The sequence below is a fragment of the Bacillus sp. L_1B0_5 genome (assembly GCF_000836715.1).
Taxonomy (GTDB): domain Bacteria; phylum Bacillota; class Bacilli; order Bacillales; family Bacillaceae_G; genus Bacillus_A; species Bacillus_A thuringiensis_S.
In genome coordinates this window covers 1-18,043 of record NZ_JXIS01000107.1, presented here as the reverse complement: position 1 = coordinate 18,043, position 18,043 = coordinate 1, and the positions used below count along the sequence as shown (strand labels likewise).

Here is an 18,043-nt window from a genome sequence, read left to right as displayed (position 1 = left end):
ATGGTATAAAATTAAATATAGAGATACAGGTTCGCGACAAAAAAGACATGATTGAGCGATCTTTGTTCTACTGGGCTGGTATGTATTATTCCCAAATGACTCAGGGGATGAAGTATACAGAATTAAGACCAACCATATGTATTAATATAGTGGATTTCATTCTGTTTCCAGGAGAAGAAGACTTTCATAATGTCGGTGTAGTCATGAATAAAAAATCGAAACACATAATTTCAGAGAATATGCAATTGCACTTTCTTGAGATTCCAAAAGTAATTCGAGAATGGCAAGAAGATCGAATGGATCCATGGGAGGATATATTAGCACGTTGGCTATTATTATTTCCTGCTTATGAAGATGAGAAATTAACTACAATCCTGGAGGGAATCGCGATGGAAAAAGATCCAGTTTTGAAAAAGGCAATAGAGGACTGGGAGCGTCTAAGTAGTGATAAGGACTTTTTACGCTTATATGAAGCGAGAGAGAAGGCAATAAAAGATAGAATATCAGAGATAGAGACGGCAGAAGAAAAGGCCGCGGAAAAAGCAGCAAAAGAAGCAGCAAAAGAAGCTAGAATAGCAACTAAGATAGAGATGATTCACAATTTAATTAATGTTGGTGTACCTATAGAGAAAATAGCAGAAGCCACTGAATTAAGTGTGAAAGAGGTTAATAAGATTTTACAAAATAAATAGTAGAGGATAGTCGTGAAAGCAGGTAATTGCTTTATATATGCAATTACCTGCTTTTTTATTTTCTCCCATTGTAATTAATATTTCGAAGAGGATTTTAGTAAATAAAAATGTTGTTTAATTTGAGGAGAAAATTTTAAAAATAAATTTCTTTATTTCAAGATCATAATTTTCTCTTTTACAAATACTATAAAACCAGCTGGGTCACCTTCTTCAATTAAATTCATCACTTCACGTTCGCCATCATGAAAAAAAATGATTTTCTTTCCTGTTAATAATCCTTTTTCTACCTCTATCGAATCAATTTTGGCATAATTAAATACTCTAAACGTTTCACTTTCTAAATATTTTGTATAAAAACACATACGTTCATTTGTAGCGACCAATATCCCTTTTCTTTGACCACCCATACCAAATACTTGATATTGAAACATTCCATATAGGCTATTTTCAATAATTTCATTCTCATTAAGATATGATTGTACCAATGTCATAGCCGTATTTAAGTTTTTCATGAAAATTCCTCCTATATACTCTTTTTATTAACTATAAGGTTATTAAAATATTACTATTTTCATCATACAGGATTAAGGGAGTTAATTCCAATTAATACCACTTTTTTAACAGCTTTATTATTTGTGAACAAGGGAGAAGTTCGATTAATCAATGTATATTACTCCATAATATAATAAATAATTGTGTAATTTTTATATAGATATATGATTTGTAATACTGCAGTAAAATGGAGGTTATTATGGCAAAAGAAAAAAGAAGTTTATTATGTACATGTGTATACACTTAGAGACAAAAGTACAAAATCAGTAAAAATAAAACCATCGCGCTCCTTGAAAGAAGAAATAAATGTTTTAGCTCTTACGGACAGTGATATTTTATTAAGTCAAATAGTATGGTACGATCCTAACAAAGAGGATACAAAGAAATAAAGGTGTAAACAAGGACTTGTTTTTTAAATATCGTATTGATATAATATAAAAGTAATAAGATTTTACAATAAAATATAAAATTAATCAGTTCGCATATAAGAGAAGACCTCAATATGCGCCATGTCCTTAGGGGACGTGTGCGTGTATTGAGGTCTTTTTGCGTTTTGCGAGCAAAAACACCCGGAGGTGCAGGAATTATGTTGAATTGGTTGTCTGCAAAACTTATGACAACATCAGTAGGGGATTTCTTACTGGCAAAAAGTAGCTTTACGAAGGGTCTTGGTGGTAGTGGCAGTGGTGCCAATGCTGAAACCGTCCAAAAAAGCATGAACACTTTGGTGAAAACTTTAATTGGTTTTGGGGGAATTTGGGTGGCAGCTTGCGTTGTATTTGCAGCTATTAAACTATCTGGTGCACAAGGAAAGAATCCTGAAAACCGTACACAAGCTATGATTGGTTTAGCTTGTGCAGCAATTGGAGGCTTTGTCATGATTAAAGCGTACGATATCGCTGCTTGGGTTACGACAATCTAACATAAGAGTTTGTACAAGCTCTCCTCGATGTGGGGAGAGCTTCTCTTATACAAGGGAGGAAAAAGAATGAGAAAAGTAACCGTTCCTGTTGATATGACTTCGGAACAAAAAACACTATTAGGTGTGCTGAGCAAACGCCAATTGATTTATCTATTGGGTGGCGGAGCATCCCTTTATTTATATGTACCATTTTTATGGCGACTATTTGCACCTGTTGATGCGGTAGTAGCATTTTTTATTTGCTTAATTTTAGCACTACCAACGGTAATAGGTGTTATAGCGTTTGCGTTTATATATAAAGAAAAACAACACATGTACCTAGATAAGTATTTGCTTATTAAAATGCGTAGCCGCTCCGAAAAAGGTAAGTGGAGAAAAGGGTACGAGCCAACTACATGGGCAAAGGAGAATTTGTAAATGTTAGAAATGATATATTTTGCGGCGATAGCCATTGTAGGATTTTTCTTTTATCGGAAAATGAATGGAAAACCGCTGTTTGGTTCTAAGAAAAAAGGGAAAAAGCAAGGTGGAGTAGAGAAACACACTACTGAAAAAGCTGGAAAGAAAAATAAAAAAAATACGCCTGCTGAATCGGAAATTGATGAGGATAATGTTGACTTCTTTCGTGCTTTTGTAGAAGACATTAAGGAAATCGATAATCATATGATTCGGTATCATGATGACACATTTGTCCTAATTGCGGAAGCACACCCAGTTAACTATTACTTACTCTCCAATATGGAACAAGAAGCAATTGATGTCAAAATTGAATCATGGTTAACCACATTAGAGTTTAATACGAAAGTATATATTCAAAGTAAGTTTGTGGATTTAACAGATCCTGTACGCAAAATGACAGAAACGATGAAAGGTGCGAAGGACCTTACACCAGAGACGGTTCTATATGGACAAGAAGTTATCGATAACTTAGAGTACTGGCAGCGTTCGCAACCTCGATATGAACAAAAACGTTATTTAATTTATCCATACAAGGTTGATATTAGTACGATTACTGCTGATACAGAGGACGAGTTAGAAGAAAAGATTGTAGATAAGGCATTTAACGAACTATATCGTCGTTATAATGCATCTCGAAATCTACTATCGAAAGCAAAAATTAATGTAGAAATGTTAACGAAAGATAAATTAATAGAACTTTTATACGTAGCATTTAACCGTCGTAAAGCTGTAAAAGCTCGTTTCCAGGACTTAATTGAAAACGAGAATTTCTCTTTATATTCAACAGGGGAAACGAATGAAAGAAAACTAGAGTTAATTAAGAAAGTGCTAGCGGAAGAAAAAGCAGAAAAATCAAATAACGGGGTGGCGTAAACATGAAGTTATTCGGAAAAAAGAAAAAGGAAAAGAAAAAAATAGAAGCAGAAGAGAAGGCTGAATGGGAGCTAGAGGAGGAAGAGTTGGCAGAAGAGGAAGTACCAACGCAATTAGACAATCAAACAACAGTGTTTGATGTTATTGCTCCAGAAGGAATGAAAATTGATGCAGAAGATTATGGGGTCATTAAACAATCTTTAGGAAGTAATACGTTCTTCCGTCCGTTTTATATTCCACGTGATGGGTACCCGCGTATGATGCAAACCAACTGGCTGAACATGTTAACTTCGGCTGGGGAAGTGGATGTCATGATTGATATTCATAAAGAGCCAAAAGCTAAGGCAATGCGATCATTAGATATGCAGCTTACAATGTTACGTTCGAATCTTTCTTTCCAACGTACGCGAGGAAACATTGACCAAGAAAAAGACTTAGATGCAAAAATTCAAGATACAAACAATTTAATGGATGAAATCCAGTTCAATGAAAACGACTCGTATATGGTGAGTACCATGGGTGTTGCTTACGCAGAATCAAAGAAAGAATTGGACGTTTTATGTGAGTATATTGAAGATGAAATGCAAGCATCTCACTTTAAGATTGCAAGTACTTGGAACCGTGTGAAAAGTGGCTTGAAAGCTACTATGCCACTAGGGGCACCAAATACGCTGCAAGATACTTATCGAAATATCGATAGACGTGCGTTATGTACGTTTGCACCATTTGTATCAGGATCGGGGAGATTTAATGGTGGTATACCAATAGGAAAGAACAAAATTACTGGGCAAGTAGAATTTTTAAATTCATTCGGGAATACAGATTATCGTCCTCCAAACTATAACATTGGTGTAACAGGGATCTCGGGTTCCGGAAAAAGTTTACTTTTAAAAATGAAGTTAGCTCGTGAAACGTCACTTGCAGATACGCATGCAATGATTATCGATCCAGAAGGAGAATTCGTAAAAATTACAAAACGTTTAGGTGGTATTAATTTAAACATTTCACCTGAAAGTAATATCATTATCAACCCTTGTGCAATCGCTGTAACAGAGCTTCAGATTACGGATAAAGATGAAGAGCTAGAAGCACTTGAACAATACGATAAGAAAGAACTCGTAGAACGTGATGGCGTGAAGTATGTAAGATTTGTACCAATTTTAGAGAAAATCAATGAAATACTAGGATTCTTTGACATTATTATTCGGGGGCAAGACTTTGATCAACCAGGATTAAATGTATTCCAACGTACAATGCTAGAAGATGCGATTCGTGAAGTGTTTAATAAACATGGTATTACCTCACATCCTTCCTCTTTATATACAGATGAAGTGAAGAAAGTGGATGGACAATTAATTCAGTCTCAAGTGAGAAAGCCAGAGCCAGAGTTAAAAGAAATCTACGATGTCATAGTAGAAAATCATGGGGACGATGTGAAGGCAGAAGAGTTAATCGCCGCGATTCGTCCGTTCTTACGTGATGGTTCCAAGCCATTATTTGATGGACAAAGTCATTTTGGTCGTGGTGTAGAAACACAATTAAATGAATCACGCGTTGTTAACTTTAATATTAGTCATTTAGAAGAAGGATTCTTAAAACCAATTGCCTTCCACGTTATCCTGAACTATATCTGGGAGCATTGGATTAAAAGTCCAGAACATGCTATCAAGCGAAAAGTATTATATGTGGATGAGATGTGGCAGTTTATCGACTATGAACAAACGGTTAACTTCTTGGAAAAAGTAGCACGTCGTTCACGTAAAAGAAATGCTGGTATGTGTTGGGCGAGTCAGGACTTCGTTCGTATTTTAGAAAATGTAAAAGCTCGTGGTATCTTGCAATCTACTTTCTCTTATTTCTTCTTAGAACAAAATAAGATTGATAAGAAAAAGATCCAGGAGAACTTTAACTTAACTGCTGGGGAGCTTGATATTATTCTCAACAACCCTGGAAAAGGAGAAGGGATTTTCCGAGTGGGAGATAGTTCGGTTTGGATTCAAACTGATCCATCTGACAAAGAAATGATGTTCATTGAATCGAATGAAGCGGTACTACAAGAGCTTTTAAACAATATGAAGAAAGTACAAGGGTACGCAGGATAATAGCGTCCTCTTAAAAAGGAAGGTGAATTTATGCTTGAGAAAATAGTAGAGTGGGTCGGAGGCTTAATTATTGCTATAGTAAAGGCTTTTCTTAGTCCGGTGTATGCAACTTTGGATCCGCTGCCAGTTTTAGTGTTTGGAGGAGAGGGAACAGAAGGAAAGGGGACAAACTTAGATTTCTTATTTTCAGGTAATTCTCTAACCAAAGTATTAGACACAGGCATGCCTGTCATGTTCAAGCTTGTTGCTTTTTGTGTCCTTGTCAGTGTAGTTATTACGGCGGCAAAATATTCGGCAACAGCTATTAATCCAAATAATAGAACAGCATTAATAGAGTATGCGAAGGATTTGATGATCATTTCAATTTTTCTTTGGCACCTCGATTACTTCTATACACTCATATTTGAAATCAATTCTTGGATAATAATAGAGTTTAGAGACGCTGTTAATGTGGCAAGTGGGGGGGATTTTGATCCAGATAAGGGTACTAAATTTCTACAACCTGGATTTGGTGGGGCTGGACTTACCATTACTGAGCTGGGTTTGAAAGGTCATGAAAATGACTACATGTTTATTATATTTGGTTTGTTTATAGAAGCTGGTCTCATCGTTTGGGCAAATTTTTACTACTTAATGCGAGCGGTGTCACTATACGTTTTAATGTTAATTGGTCCGTTAATGGTAGGTATGTGGCTATTTCCACAAAAGAAACAACAGACATTATATTGGATACGTGAATTTATAGGAGCGGTGTTCATACAAGCAATTCATGCAATTACCTTATGGCTCATTATTTCTTTAATTGGAGCAGCAAATAGTCCGTTAATCAAATTAATTTTACTTACTATGTTTATCCCCATAGGTGAGATTGTAAAAAGTTTTATTGGCCTTAGTACCAATGCATCAGGTGGTATTCATAGAGCAGGTACGATGATGGGTATGGGTGCTTTAGCAAGTGTGGCTGGACTCGTTAAAGGTGTTCGTGATGAATACCGTAATTCAAAAGCAAAACCTGATGATAAAGGGGATAAAGAAAAGACCAAAGAAGATGCTGATAACCCGAAAGATGCATTAGGAGCGAATTTAGGGACAGATGTTGGTACAACATCTCGTGCAGCTCGTATGTTAAAAGCAGGTCAAATTGGAAGTTCAATTGGTAAAGCAGCGACAGGACTTGCAGGTATGGCAGCGGGAGCTGGTCTTGGACCAGGAGCGATGGTAGTAGGATCGCAAGTAGGAAGTGCATTAGGTAGTGCTCCTGGTGCGGTGGCTGGTAGAAGTGTTGCTGCAGTCGGCGAAGGAGCTGTAGCTTTAGGAAAACATATTGGCTCCAGTGTAAAGAAGGGTGCGGACACGTATTCAAATCTAAATGGCGAATCTTATCCGGAACTAACCGATGAAGATATCGCACAGGATTTAGCTACAAAAGACTTTGAAAATTGGAAAGCAGATAATCCGGATTCTGCAGTTGCAAGTCGTTTAAAACAAGCATTCCCTGGTGCGTCCGATGCGGAGATTGCTAAAAAAGTGGCGAAAACAAATAGTGATCAAATGTCTCGCTTCTCAAATCAGCGGAAACAAGATTTACAAAATATGAAGAAAGCCGCTACACCATATGGAAATGCTAGAGATTTAGTAAACGCTGCAACGAATGCATTCCAAAAGGGGTATGAGGCAGACCATAAAGATACGTTTATGAGTCAGTTACCAGAAAATATGTCAGCAGAAGAGAAAGAGAAACATTGGAACGACCATCTGAACACAAAAGTACAAGGATTTAGAAACCACGCAGAACAAGCGGCAACAAAAGCAGGAGCCATGCCAGTTGATGCGAAGGACAAACAAGGAAACAATCTGTTTAATAAGTCCTATGTGAATAAAGATGCGTTTGCTTCTCGACTTGCATTAGGAAAAGTTGGAAAAGCAGTCGAGGATGTAAAAGGAGAAACATTAGAAAGTGGCCATCAAAATATGGGACAAGTCGGTGCTCTTGTCGGTGCTTCTACTGCTGCATTTAAGAAAGCATATAGTGCAGACCATAAGGCAGGATTCATGAAACAATTCCCTGCAGATATGCCGCAGCAAGAAAAAGAAGCAGCATGGAATAAGCATTTAGATCAAAAAGTACAAGGCTTCAAAAATTATGCACAACAAGCGGCGGAATCAGCTGGTATTGTACAGCAAAAAGACGGTACAAACTATGCGAATAAAAAAGCTTTCGCTGCTCATTTATCACAACAGTTACAAAAAAATCCTGGCTTAAATGCTATGGGTGTATCTAGTGTGGCAGGCATTCAGAAGGCAGTCAACGGCGTGAAAACGCATGGTTTGACAAGTGGAACAGGAAGCCAGCAAGCAAAACCAGTAAGTAATGTTGGGAACCTGGTACAAGCTTCTACAGAATCCTTTAAACAAGGCTATGCAGCTGAACAACAGGCAAGCTTTATGAAAAAGTTGTCTCCAACTATGTCTCAACCACAAAAAGAGCAAGCTTGGCAATCGCACCTGAATGAAAAAGGAAATGAATTTAAAGCAGTCGCACAACAAGCGGCAGTACAAGCAGGAGCGATGCCCGTACAGGCAAAAGATACGAGTGGTAAGAGTCTACATAATCAATCGTATATTAATAAAGATGCCTTTGCTTCGCAATTAACGAAAGGATTACAAAGCCATGCAAGTCTTGGAACGGTGAGTCAACAAGTAGGTTCTGGAATTACTAGTGCGATTCAAGGTGTTCGTTCACATGGCGTTGCAACAGGTGGCGCAATCAATAAAGCTGTATATGCAGCGACACAAACGCAAGCCAGTATCGCACGTGCAGGAGATCTTTCCGTTGGGGAAATTGAACGCTCTTATGCAGATGCATCAACAAGTGTAGCAAATATCGCACAAAGTGCTGGTAAAATATCTATCCCAACATCTGCAGTGGGACGTATGACACAGCAGAGTACAAAACTTGGCATGAGTGTAATGGAAGGTGCGAAACACCTTATGCTTGCGGATCGCATTGATACGGTATCAAATGCATACTTTAGTGCCGCGAGTGCTGTTCAACAATCCGGAGGGAATGCAGTACAAAGAGTAATAAGTGGGACCAATGCTGCTGTTAATACATCATTAGGTGGGAATGCAGCAGAGCGTCACTATAATGTGACAAAAGGCTTAAGTTACGCCGCAGGTGTGATTGGTGGTGCGGGTGCTTATCAAGCAACTGCACGTATGGTAAGTAAACATAATCCGTATAACAGTGCAGTTCGTACAGAAGCAAAAGAGATTCAGGAAATTCAACAGATGGTACCGACAACAACAGATCATACAGGCGCGCAATCGGTTGTAAAAGGTGCAGTACGTCTTGTGACGACAAATAATAAATCTTGGATTGAAGCAAAAGACGCTAGTGGTATGACGCAAGTTGTATCTCGTTATGGTAGTGGAGATAGCAGTATACGATCTGGACAAGTCGTATATCAGGACTTAAATATTTCAGATGGACAATTAACGCAGTATCGTAATGGTGCGAAAGCATCTCCGGCTTATATACAAGATTCAAGTGGTGGCAAAATCAATATCAATCGCTCGATCAATGTAAATCCAAATCAATTAGTAGGAAACCAAAATCAAAGACCGTTACAACAGAAACCGGTATTTAATGAACCACCACTTACGGTAAATCACAAGGTAGACAATGGTCACTTCTATATGTCTGATTTAGACCAAGGTGGTTATAAAAATGTACAAATGGTTGTAGAAAGAGATCGTAGTTATATGGTTGCGACAACAACAGACGGTACAGTGTCACGTATTTCGCCGTTCGGAAAAGGAGATACGCGCTTACAAGCAAACCAAAGGATTGAAAGAGCTTGTGAAGTGAAAGACAGTAGTATTAAGCCAAGAGAAGAAACCTTAGTAACACATACACAGGACGAAGTTGTTCGTACAGAGACGCATCTGAATTTATCAGAACATGACCCCCAAAATCTGATTCCATTTGCCCCAAATCCTCGCTTGGCACAGCGAAGAGGAAGAAATTCTCAAAATGGAAAATATGGTGTGATAAGTCTATGAGTCAAAATCCTAACGATCCAAATGAACAGAAAAAAAGTAATCCTTTAAAAGATGTAGCTTCCCACTTTATTAAGAAAAAAGGGATGCAAGCGCGTGGGAAGATGGCAAAATTAGCAGGGAAAGCAGGAAAGGCGGCAGCGAAAGCTGCTGCCAAAATGCTAAAAGCAGGTATATTAAAAATTGTGGGTGCTGTTGTGGCAGCGGTTGGAGTACCTGCCGCTTTGATTATGGGAGTAATTATTGCTGTGTGTGTGATTTTAGTCTCTTTTGTACCTTTTACCGATGATGAAGGTAAGACAGAGGAACAAGTAAAAAAATATATGGAAGTCTCAATGGCTCTGAATGTGGATTGGAAAGAGGTTGTCGCCTTTGACATGGCGCGATATGATAATGATTTAACTGGTAAAGATCCGCATGATGCTATATCATATTTCTTGGATATCCAATATGAAGAATATACGGAAAAAGAGGTATGCGAGGCAGGACCGAATGGTCCTTGTGAAAAAAAGAAAAAGGAGATGCAAAAAACCAAGTCTGAAAGTTACTCCGGACCAGATGTAAAAAAGATATTAGGAGATACAGATTTTAAGAAAAAAATAGATGAGATTAATGCGAGTGGAAGTAAAAAAGTGACAACATCTTCTCATGGGCTAGAGAAAGCGATGGAACTTGCAAAGTTTAGTAAAAGTCAAAAAGAGCGTGCTCGTGAGATATTAGAAGCGGGGATGTTAGAAGGAATGTATGGACATCTTGCTCCTACTACTGGTGGATTTATTGGCGGCATGTGTGTAGGTAATGTGAGTCCTGGCGGAGAGCCTGTTAACCTTAATGCAAAAGTTACAGGGTACCTTCCTAAAATTAAAGAAATGGCAGAAAAACATGGTGTTGCTCAATATGTTGGTATTTTGGCTGCCCAAATGATGCAGGAATCAGGTGGAGCAGGAAATGACCCGATGCAGGCTTCAGAGGGGCATTATGGAGACATGAGCTCATCTTGTATAGGTGTAAAGGGAAATGCTCGTGTAGGGTGTATTAAAGATCCCAATATTTCTATAGAAGCAGGTGTACGGGAATTTAAAGATGTACTAGGAAAGGCCAATGGTGACATTGCACTCGCTTTGCAGTCTTACAACTGTGCGACACGTTCCTAACTGAAAAGGTTAGGCGCTGATTCAATATTCAGCAGAACTATTATTTCGAGAAGTCAAATGATAGGGTAACGCCTTGAAGGGCTTCCTCTGATACTCCGACATGCAGCATACAAAAGATAAGCCTGTAGTTGTGTGAAGCTCGGTGAAGTCGGCTGAGAGCTACCGTTAAAGTATCTCGATACTACGAAAACTGTCCAGCGGTGGATGGTGTAGCCTATAGGCCGGGAGTCTAAAAAGCACTCATGGGTAGAATGGATTCAACAAAACCAACGGGTAGGCAGAATCTGACGAATCTTCGAATGTACGGGTCTAGAACGATGACACATAGAAATGTGTGTGCCACGAGCGTGGTGCTGATGTGGATGAGTAAAAATAGTTGTTATGAAAGTCCATATGTCGTTATAGGCGGCATCAAGTCAGTAGGCTTAAAGGAGAACCCTAAAAGTGTTATGCATAGATAGAAATAATGGAACGTGGAAAGCCACCAACATGGAGAACTTATCTTCGAGGAAGTGTTTGAAGGGAAGGTGTTTGTGAGATTAGCAAACGTATAACCTTCATTTATGGTGGTGAGAGTGATGGCATAGTACCGGTGAAGCAATGGAAACATTGCAGAGGGATAGCCATTAGTCTGATGAAAGATTGACCAACCGTTTCAAAAAGCTACGCAGTCGAATTATAAGGTTCTTGTGAGACTAAAAAAGGTAAACTCTGAAAGGAGATCCGACTTATAAAGAAAACTGAAAAGCTTAGACACGCTGAATATTATGATATGCAGTCTACACTAGATGACTTGTATCAGCAAAGTCAAAACGGTAACAACTTTTATAAATTAATAGAGCTTATGAAGATGGATGAAAACATACGTTTAGCATATCGAAATATAAAAAGAAATATGGGAAGTCTGACAGCTGGAACAGATGGAATGGCAATTAATGATATTAAAATGCTTTCAACGGATGAAGTGATAGAAAAAGTAAGAACGATGTTTGGTTGGTATGAACCACAATCTGTAAGACGCGTATTTATACCAAAACCAAATGGAGACCGTAGACCTTTAGGGATACCAACCATATGGGACAGATTATTTCAGCAATGTGTATTGCAAATATTGGAACCAATATGTGAAGCGAAATTTCATAACCATAGTTACGGTTTTCGCCCTAACCGAAGTACACATCATGCACTAGCGAGAATGAAATCTTTAGTGAATAGAAAAGGAAACGGATTTCACTACTGTGTGGATATAGACATTAAAGGTTTCTTTGACAATGTGCATCATGGAAAACTTCTAAAGCAATTGTGGACGATAGGTATACGAGATAAGAAATTACTTTCTATCATTTCAAGACTACTGAAAGCAGAAATTGTAAATGAGGGTGTTCCTCAAAAAGGTACTCCGCAAGGAGGAATACTAAGTCCGCTTCTATCTAATATCGTACTCAACGAATTAGATTGGTGGGTAAGTAACCAATGGGAAACGATAAAGACCTCACATCCATATAAGGGAAATAGTGAAAAATATCGAGCACTAAAGAAAAGCAAATTAAAGGAATGTTTCTTAATTCGATATGCAGACGATGCAAAAATATTATGTCGTGATTATGTAACGGCTTTAAAAATGTTTGAAGCAACAAAAGACTTTCTTAGAACACGCCTACATCTGGATATTAGCCTTGAAAAATCAAAGATTATAAATTTGAGGAAAAAAGCGAGTCACTTTTTAGGCTTTACAGTTAAGGCAAATAAGAAAGGAAACAAACATGTGGCTCATAGCAGAATGTGTGTAAAATCCAGAAAACATGCGTATAGCAAGCTGAAAAAGGCTGTTAAAGATATAAGCAGAGAACAAACACCAGAATCAGTATGGCGATTTAACACGACTGTAATGGGAATACAAAATTATTATTCAGCCGCCACACATATTAATCACGATCTAGATCACATGAGTTGCCATCTCATAAGAACTCTCTATAATCGACTGAGGCGAGATTGGAAAAAAGCCACTAAGAGTGACATGTCAACTGTATTAAGGAAAAGATATAAACGATACAATCCTAAATTGTATAAAATCAAAGACATCGTATTACTACCTATCCATGCGCAGAAGCACAAACCGGCTAGAAATTTTACTCAGTCTATCTCAAATTATACAAAAGAAGGTAGAGAGAAAATACATGATACGCTAAAAGCCGTAGATAGGGAGACACTCCGACATGTACAGCGTTTTTATATGAAGCATCGAACAGTAGAATACAACGATAACAGAATTGCAAAGTTTATTGCACAGTATGGAAAATGTGCAATTACGAAACAAGAAGTTGGATTAGTAGGTTGGCACTGTCATCATAAAATTCCGTTGGAATTTGGGGGACAGGACAATTATGAGAATCTGGTAATTGTACTAGAAGACATACACTTAGCAATTCATAGCGATGATTCAGATAAGGCAAAATCAATCTTAAATAAGTACGACATTATTGAAGATAAGAAAGTGATGTTTGACAAGCTGAGAATATCAGCGCGTCGACATCCTATCTTTGCTTCAATACAAAAGTTGGTCAATTGAATTAGATGGAGCGCCGTATGAGGTGAAAGTCTCACGTACGGTGTGAAGTGGGGGAAAAGGTGGAGATGATGTCAAAACCTTACCTATCACTATTTGGCGAAGGTTTTATTAGTTACGCTTTAGCAAAGGGTGGCTATTCAGAAGAAACAGCTATTGAGTTCTCAAGAAGTAAAAATCATTTAAATCCAGATGGTTGTAAGGATCCGAATAACTTCAGGACAAAGGTTAATGCGTGCTACGGGGATTTCACATATGTTTCTAAAGTTTTGAAATATTACAAAGATTTAGGATGTGTGGCAGATGTATCTGGCGAATGGATTTCGGATAAAGGTTGGAAATGGCCAACAAAATCAGGTCGTATTACAGATACGTTTGATGCTTTTCGTGGTGGAAAACAACATAATGCTGTTGATATTGGGGCCATGACCGCCGGAAAAGCTGGAGACCCCGTATGGTCAATGGAAGTAGGTATTGTAACAGCCCAAACAGGAAATGTAAATGGTGGTGGTCTAGGTGTCTATGTAGACCATGGAAATGGGATTGTATCTCGTTACTTACATTTGAGTAAAATATCAGTTGCACCAGGAACTATGGTAACAAAAGGGCAAATTATTGGGGAAATGGGCGGTTCTAACTTTGATAGAGATACAGGTTTCCTTAATATGAATGGATACGCTGTCCATTTAGATTTCCAAATTCGTATTAATGACCAACCAACAGATCCAATGAAATTCTTTAAGAAAAATGATGATCCAGGGTTATCATCCGGTGGCTCTCCTACAATGACAAATGCTAAACGACAAAAGGTACTGGAAGAAGCGAAAAAATGGCTTGGACAAGGGAAAGTGAGCTATGTATCCGGTGCTAGAAATCCAGCTGCAGGTAGTGCCGATTGTTCGGGATTTACACAATACGTGTTTAAAACCAGTATAGGTGTCCAACTAGGAGATTGGACAGGTGCTCAAATTGGACAGGGAAAACAGGTACCCGATATCGGTCGTGCACAGCCAGGGGACTTAATTTTCTATGAAAATCCGAACCATGTATCTATTTATTTAGGAAATCAGAAAATGATTCATATTGGTGATAATAAGGGTGTACAAATTACAGGTCTAAACTATACGGCAAGAGGACAACATATGACGCAAATCCGTAATGTTATAGACTGATTTGGGATGTGAAGAAATGAAGAAAGTCATGAATGTGTTAGCGAATCTGCCTCGTAAGTACTTAGTTATATTGGGAATTATAGTGTTAGTAGTAGGTGTTGCTACCTATAATACTATTCATCGTTACATGATGAAATCTCAATTACAAGAGGAAGAGCAGGTAAATCAAGATGAAATCGAGATGCTTGGTGATAAGCCAAAGGGATTTGATACAAAAGAGGAAGAATATATCGCAAAGACAAAAGCTGTAGAGGATTTACTACGAAAAATTTCTAATAGTAGTTATGATGTCCCATATTTGTTTACAAAGGCTGGATTTGGTATTGAACCAATGAAAATGACAAGCAATGAGCGTATGCTGGCTACAGAAGCTGTACAACGATACTTCCTAAATGGGGATCAGTTTTACAATGCACGTATTACCAAAATTGATCGTGGGAAAAAAGTAGATACGTTTCATATTGAAGTTTTAATTCAACAGGTAAACTTCTTAGAACCACGACAATTTAAAGTGCAGGTAAACAAATATGCACAAATTGTAACACCAATTGCACAAATTCCACATGGACAAGAAGAAGTACCTGTGGATTAAGAAGGAAATGAGGGTTGTGGAAGAAAAAACACAACCCTTTTATAAAAAAATAAAGAGTACCTAAAATTTTATTGGATATTCATAATTTTCGGATATGATAAACCAGTGGTTAAATGAAATTTGTATATAACGCTAAAATGAGATGGATATGGAGGAATACAAATGAGAATGTTAATTGGAACAGCTGTGAATTTTGTTTCGGGGTATTATATAGGACGAAATTCTGGATTATTAGGAACGTTGCTTGGCTAGGCTTTTCTGTTGGGTGGTGGCTATCTGTAAATAGAAAATTGGGATAGTATCACAGTATGGATGCATAGTTTAAATACTGTCCGAGGACTAGATGGTTACGAAGATATGAGCAATGGATTTATTTTCATCTGTTTGGTAGTAAGTGGCTTTATTTTCATCTTGTTGTCACCGATTTTCGTTATATTATTAGTAATTTGTTTCGTGTTAATGAATATTGTAGCTTGTACACTTGTGTTATTAACATCACCAAGTACATACATAAAGAAGAAAGATAAGGAGAGTGAATGGGAATGAGTACAATTCTAGTTTTAGATGGATCAAATGGAAGAACGTTAGAGAAGTTGGCCAAAAAAAGAGACTGTCAGGTTATTTTCCATGATGGGAAAAATCACGGAGGATTAAAGAAAACCTTTCGAAGTGTTATAAAAAATGCGATGTTATTGTCATTCAAAAAGGTGCATGTGGTCAGGTATCTATTGATGTAGCAAAAGAGTACGCAAAGAAGTATGATGTCCCACTATTATTTAATCCGGGATTTGGTGGAACTGGTGCGCTTGAAATGGGATTAAAACATTTGAAGGTTGCATGAGGTTTGATACATATCTATGGAATAATAATTGTTAAATTAATATATAACATTAAAGAAATAGTGGTTTTTCTAGAAGAATTTAGAGGTTACTTTGCAGTTAAGTTTTTACAACGAATTAGTTTGTTAGAAAGCTAAACAAAATAGTTGTTTTGTAAAAAAATGCTTATACGTAAAAATGTCAGGTAATTGACCAATTTACCTGACATGTGCCTAAACAGTCCGGAGGGGTAAAACTCCGTTTTGAAAGAGTGTAGCTGACTCGTAGATAGTATGTGTAATGTAAAAAAGGTTATTCGTAAATGAGAATGAAAAATTACTGTATAAGGACTGGCATTTTTTTAGTTTCAAATCTTTCAAAATCTATAGGGCAATATGCAAACGTTGCGATAGGTTCTGAAGTTTCATTCTTTAAAAAAGTGTGGTTAATTACTTGGCCGGAAGAAGAATAAAATGTAATTTTGGTTTTTGATATTGTGGTTAGATATTGACGAGGAATTTAAGTATACAGAATTAGCAGAAACGCCAGGGGAAAGCAAAGTATCAATTCTATAAGTACTTACTAATATAGTATCAATGAAGTCGATTAATTTCTAGGTGCTAGGTATTGAGAAATATATGTTAGAAATACTGTTAGCATAGCGTATGTAAAAATCATAATGAAAGAAATACTCTTACCTTATGGATGGATATTTTCTTATAAGTAAAAAAGAGCGCTATTGAACAACGCTCTTTCTCGAAGTGTGTAGAGTTGACCGAATAAAGTAGGTGTTAGGTGTGTATTATCATCCCGACCAGTATAGCCTATGAAATTTTTTTGAAAAAGGTTACGAAAAATAAAAACACACTTATAAAAGTATTTTTGTACTTGTTGATACTGCAATCAGCAGTATCGAAAACATAATGAAAATGGAGGGTGGATTTAAGAATATGGGTAGTGGTATTAGATATAAATCGGGTTTCGTCATTTTGATTTATTTTGTTATGACACAATTTGTAGGGATAATAGGTGTACTATTGCTAGCGAAGACAGGTTGGTATGATATTCAGGGAAACCAACAGCAAGCAATCCAAAAACTTCTTGTGCATTGGGAATTAATTGGGTTTTCACTTATGCTGATAATCATTACTCTTATATATAGTAAAGAATTAATAAAAGATCCAAAGTTATCGATTAAATTATCTGGAAATTCATTCATATGGATTTTAGTAGGGATCATATTAGTATTTCTTGCTCAGATGGTTGGTAGTGTGTTAGATAAGAGTGTATTCCAGCTAACTACGCAATCAGCAAATACGTCTAGTATAGTCGCTGCAGCAGCAATATCTCCTGTGGCACTTATTTCAATTGTTCTTCTTGCACCTTTAGTAGAAGAGTTTGTTTTTCGTTTTGCGACCATAAACATTTTAATGTCTAAGTTTAAGAAAATTTGGAGCATACTAATAAGCTCATTGTTCTTTTCTATCATGCATTTTGATTTTCCATTTATATTTGGATATTTTTTAATTGGAGTTATACTGGCTTTAGTATATGTGCGTACTAATAGGTTACTAGTATCGTTTGTTGTTCATGCTAGTATGAACTTAATTGTTGTTATACTCCAGATTTCTTGATGAAAAAGCAGCGGATTCTTGTAACTTACTAGTGATTTGTTTTTTTTGTTTATGAATTTTAAAATTATGGTAAGATTAATAAGACTTCATTTGAAAATGTGGGTTCAAGTTGCTGTATTGGCTGAATTGCACACAAAAAAACCAATTCCATTACACGGGAATTGGTTTTTTGTGTGTGTTTTGTTAGCATAATTATTGACGGCCTAAAGGAGAGTTGTTTCTTTGTAGTTTAGTATAACTTAAATGAAAAGAAAGTTCAAAATACAATGATAAATATTTACATATTTTTAAAATATAACTCAAAAATGTGAGGATATGGTTTATGATGGTGGTGAAACACTCTCCTATGTTTCTAGTGATTATATCTTTTATCTGTTTTGGTGCGAAATCTGTCGATGGATTTTGCACTTTTTTATTTATTGAGGGTGTTGCAAAACTAAAATAA

At 37.0% G+C, this 18,043-nt stretch carries 12 protein-coding genes and 4 pseudogenes; 14 read left to right on the top strand and 2 right to left on the bottom strand.

Annotated elements, in window-relative coordinates; translation table 11 throughout:
• The coding region (locus tag RT27_RS27245; RefSeq protein ID WP_043938317.1) for an Rpn family recombination-promoting nuclease/putative transposase at positions 1-692 on the top strand (692 nt) is incomplete at its 5' end.
• A gap of 149 nt (positions 693-841) precedes the next feature.
• Here the strand turns inward: RT27_RS27245 and RT27_RS27240 are convergent.
• Positions 842-1,204 carry a PH domain-containing protein gene (locus RT27_RS27240; RefSeq protein ID WP_043938316.1) on the bottom strand — a complete coding sequence of 121 codons (363 nt, stop codon included), beginning with the start codon at positions 1,202-1,204 and terminating at the stop codon, positions 842-844.
• Positions 1,205-1,408: 204 nt separating this feature from the next.
• Here RT27_RS27240 and RT27_RS35900 point away from each other — a divergent pair, with 204 nt between their 5' ends.
• From RT27_RS35900 to RT27_RS27175, 13 genes and pseudogenes are all read left to right on the top strand, one after another.
• Entirely contained in the window at positions 1,409-1,633 is a 225-nt protein-coding gene (locus RT27_RS35900) for a hypothetical protein (protein WP_082044972.1), read from the top strand.
• 113 nt (positions 1,634-1,746) lie between these two features.
• Complete coding sequence (locus RT27_RS27235) at positions 1,747-2,166, top strand: hypothetical protein (RefSeq protein ID WP_016083212.1); 420 nt, start codon at positions 1,747-1,749, stop codon at positions 2,164-2,166.
• A gap of 66 nt (positions 2,167-2,232) precedes the next feature.
• Positions 2,233-2,583, top strand: a complete 351-nt coding sequence (locus tag RT27_RS27230; RefSeq protein ID WP_016083213.1) for a PrgI family protein — start codon at positions 2,233-2,235, stop codon at positions 2,581-2,583.
• The gene (locus RT27_RS27225; protein ID WP_043938315.1) at positions 2,584-3,498 is read left to right on the top strand and encodes a hypothetical protein; all 915 of its coding nucleotides are present in this window, start codon (positions 2,584-2,586) and stop codon (positions 3,496-3,498) included.
• Between the two features lie 2 nt (positions 3,499-3,500).
• Positions 3,501-5,600, top strand: a complete 2,100-nt coding sequence (locus RT27_RS27220) for a DUF87 domain-containing protein (RefSeq protein WP_043938314.1) — start codon at positions 3,501-3,503, stop codon at positions 5,598-5,600.
• A 30-nt stretch (positions 5,601-5,630) separates the two neighbouring features.
• Positions 5,631-9,665 (top strand): hypothetical protein, encoded by a 4,035-nt coding sequence (locus tag RT27_RS27215; RefSeq protein WP_043938313.1) that lies wholly within the window; start codon positions 5,631-5,633, stop codon positions 9,663-9,665.
• Positions 9,662-10,798: pseudogene (locus RT27_RS27210) on the top strand (lysozyme family protein); the annotation flags it as partial. The gene RT27_RS27215 and the pseudogene RT27_RS27210, both read left to right, overlap by 4 nt.
• Before the next feature lie 790 nt (positions 10,799-11,588).
• Positions 11,589-13,385, top strand: a complete 1,797-nt coding sequence (ltrA, locus tag RT27_RS27200) for a group II intron reverse transcriptase/maturase (RefSeq protein WP_043938310.1) — start codon at positions 11,589-11,591, stop codon at positions 13,383-13,385.
• A gap of 92 nt (positions 13,386-13,477) precedes the next feature.
• Positions 13,478-14,554, top strand: a pseudogene (locus tag RT27_RS27195) (NlpC/P60 family protein); the annotation flags it as partial.
• Positions 14,555-14,570: 16 nt separating this feature from the next.
• Positions 14,571-15,146 (top strand): hypothetical protein, encoded by a 576-nt coding sequence (locus RT27_RS27190; RefSeq protein WP_016083218.1) that lies wholly within the window; start codon positions 14,571-14,573, stop codon positions 15,144-15,146.
• 162 nt (positions 15,147-15,308) lie between these two features.
• Positions 15,309-15,692: pseudogene (locus RT27_RS27185) on the top strand (hypothetical protein).
• Positions 15,683-15,987: pseudogene (locus tag RT27_RS27180) on the top strand (DUF2325 domain-containing protein). The pseudogenes RT27_RS27185 and RT27_RS27180 overlap by 10 nt, the downstream one beginning before the upstream one ends.
• 927 nt (positions 15,988-16,914) lie before the next feature.
• Complete coding sequence (locus RT27_RS27175) at positions 16,915-17,598, top strand: type II CAAX endopeptidase family protein (RefSeq protein WP_043938309.1); 684 nt, start codon at positions 16,915-16,917, stop codon at positions 17,596-17,598.
• Between the two features lie 192 nt (positions 17,599-17,790).
• Here the strand turns inward: RT27_RS27175 and RT27_RS35895 are convergent.
• On the bottom strand, positions 17,791-18,043 hold a 253-nt coding region (locus tag RT27_RS35895; RefSeq protein ID WP_231577710.1), incomplete at its 5' end, for a hypothetical protein.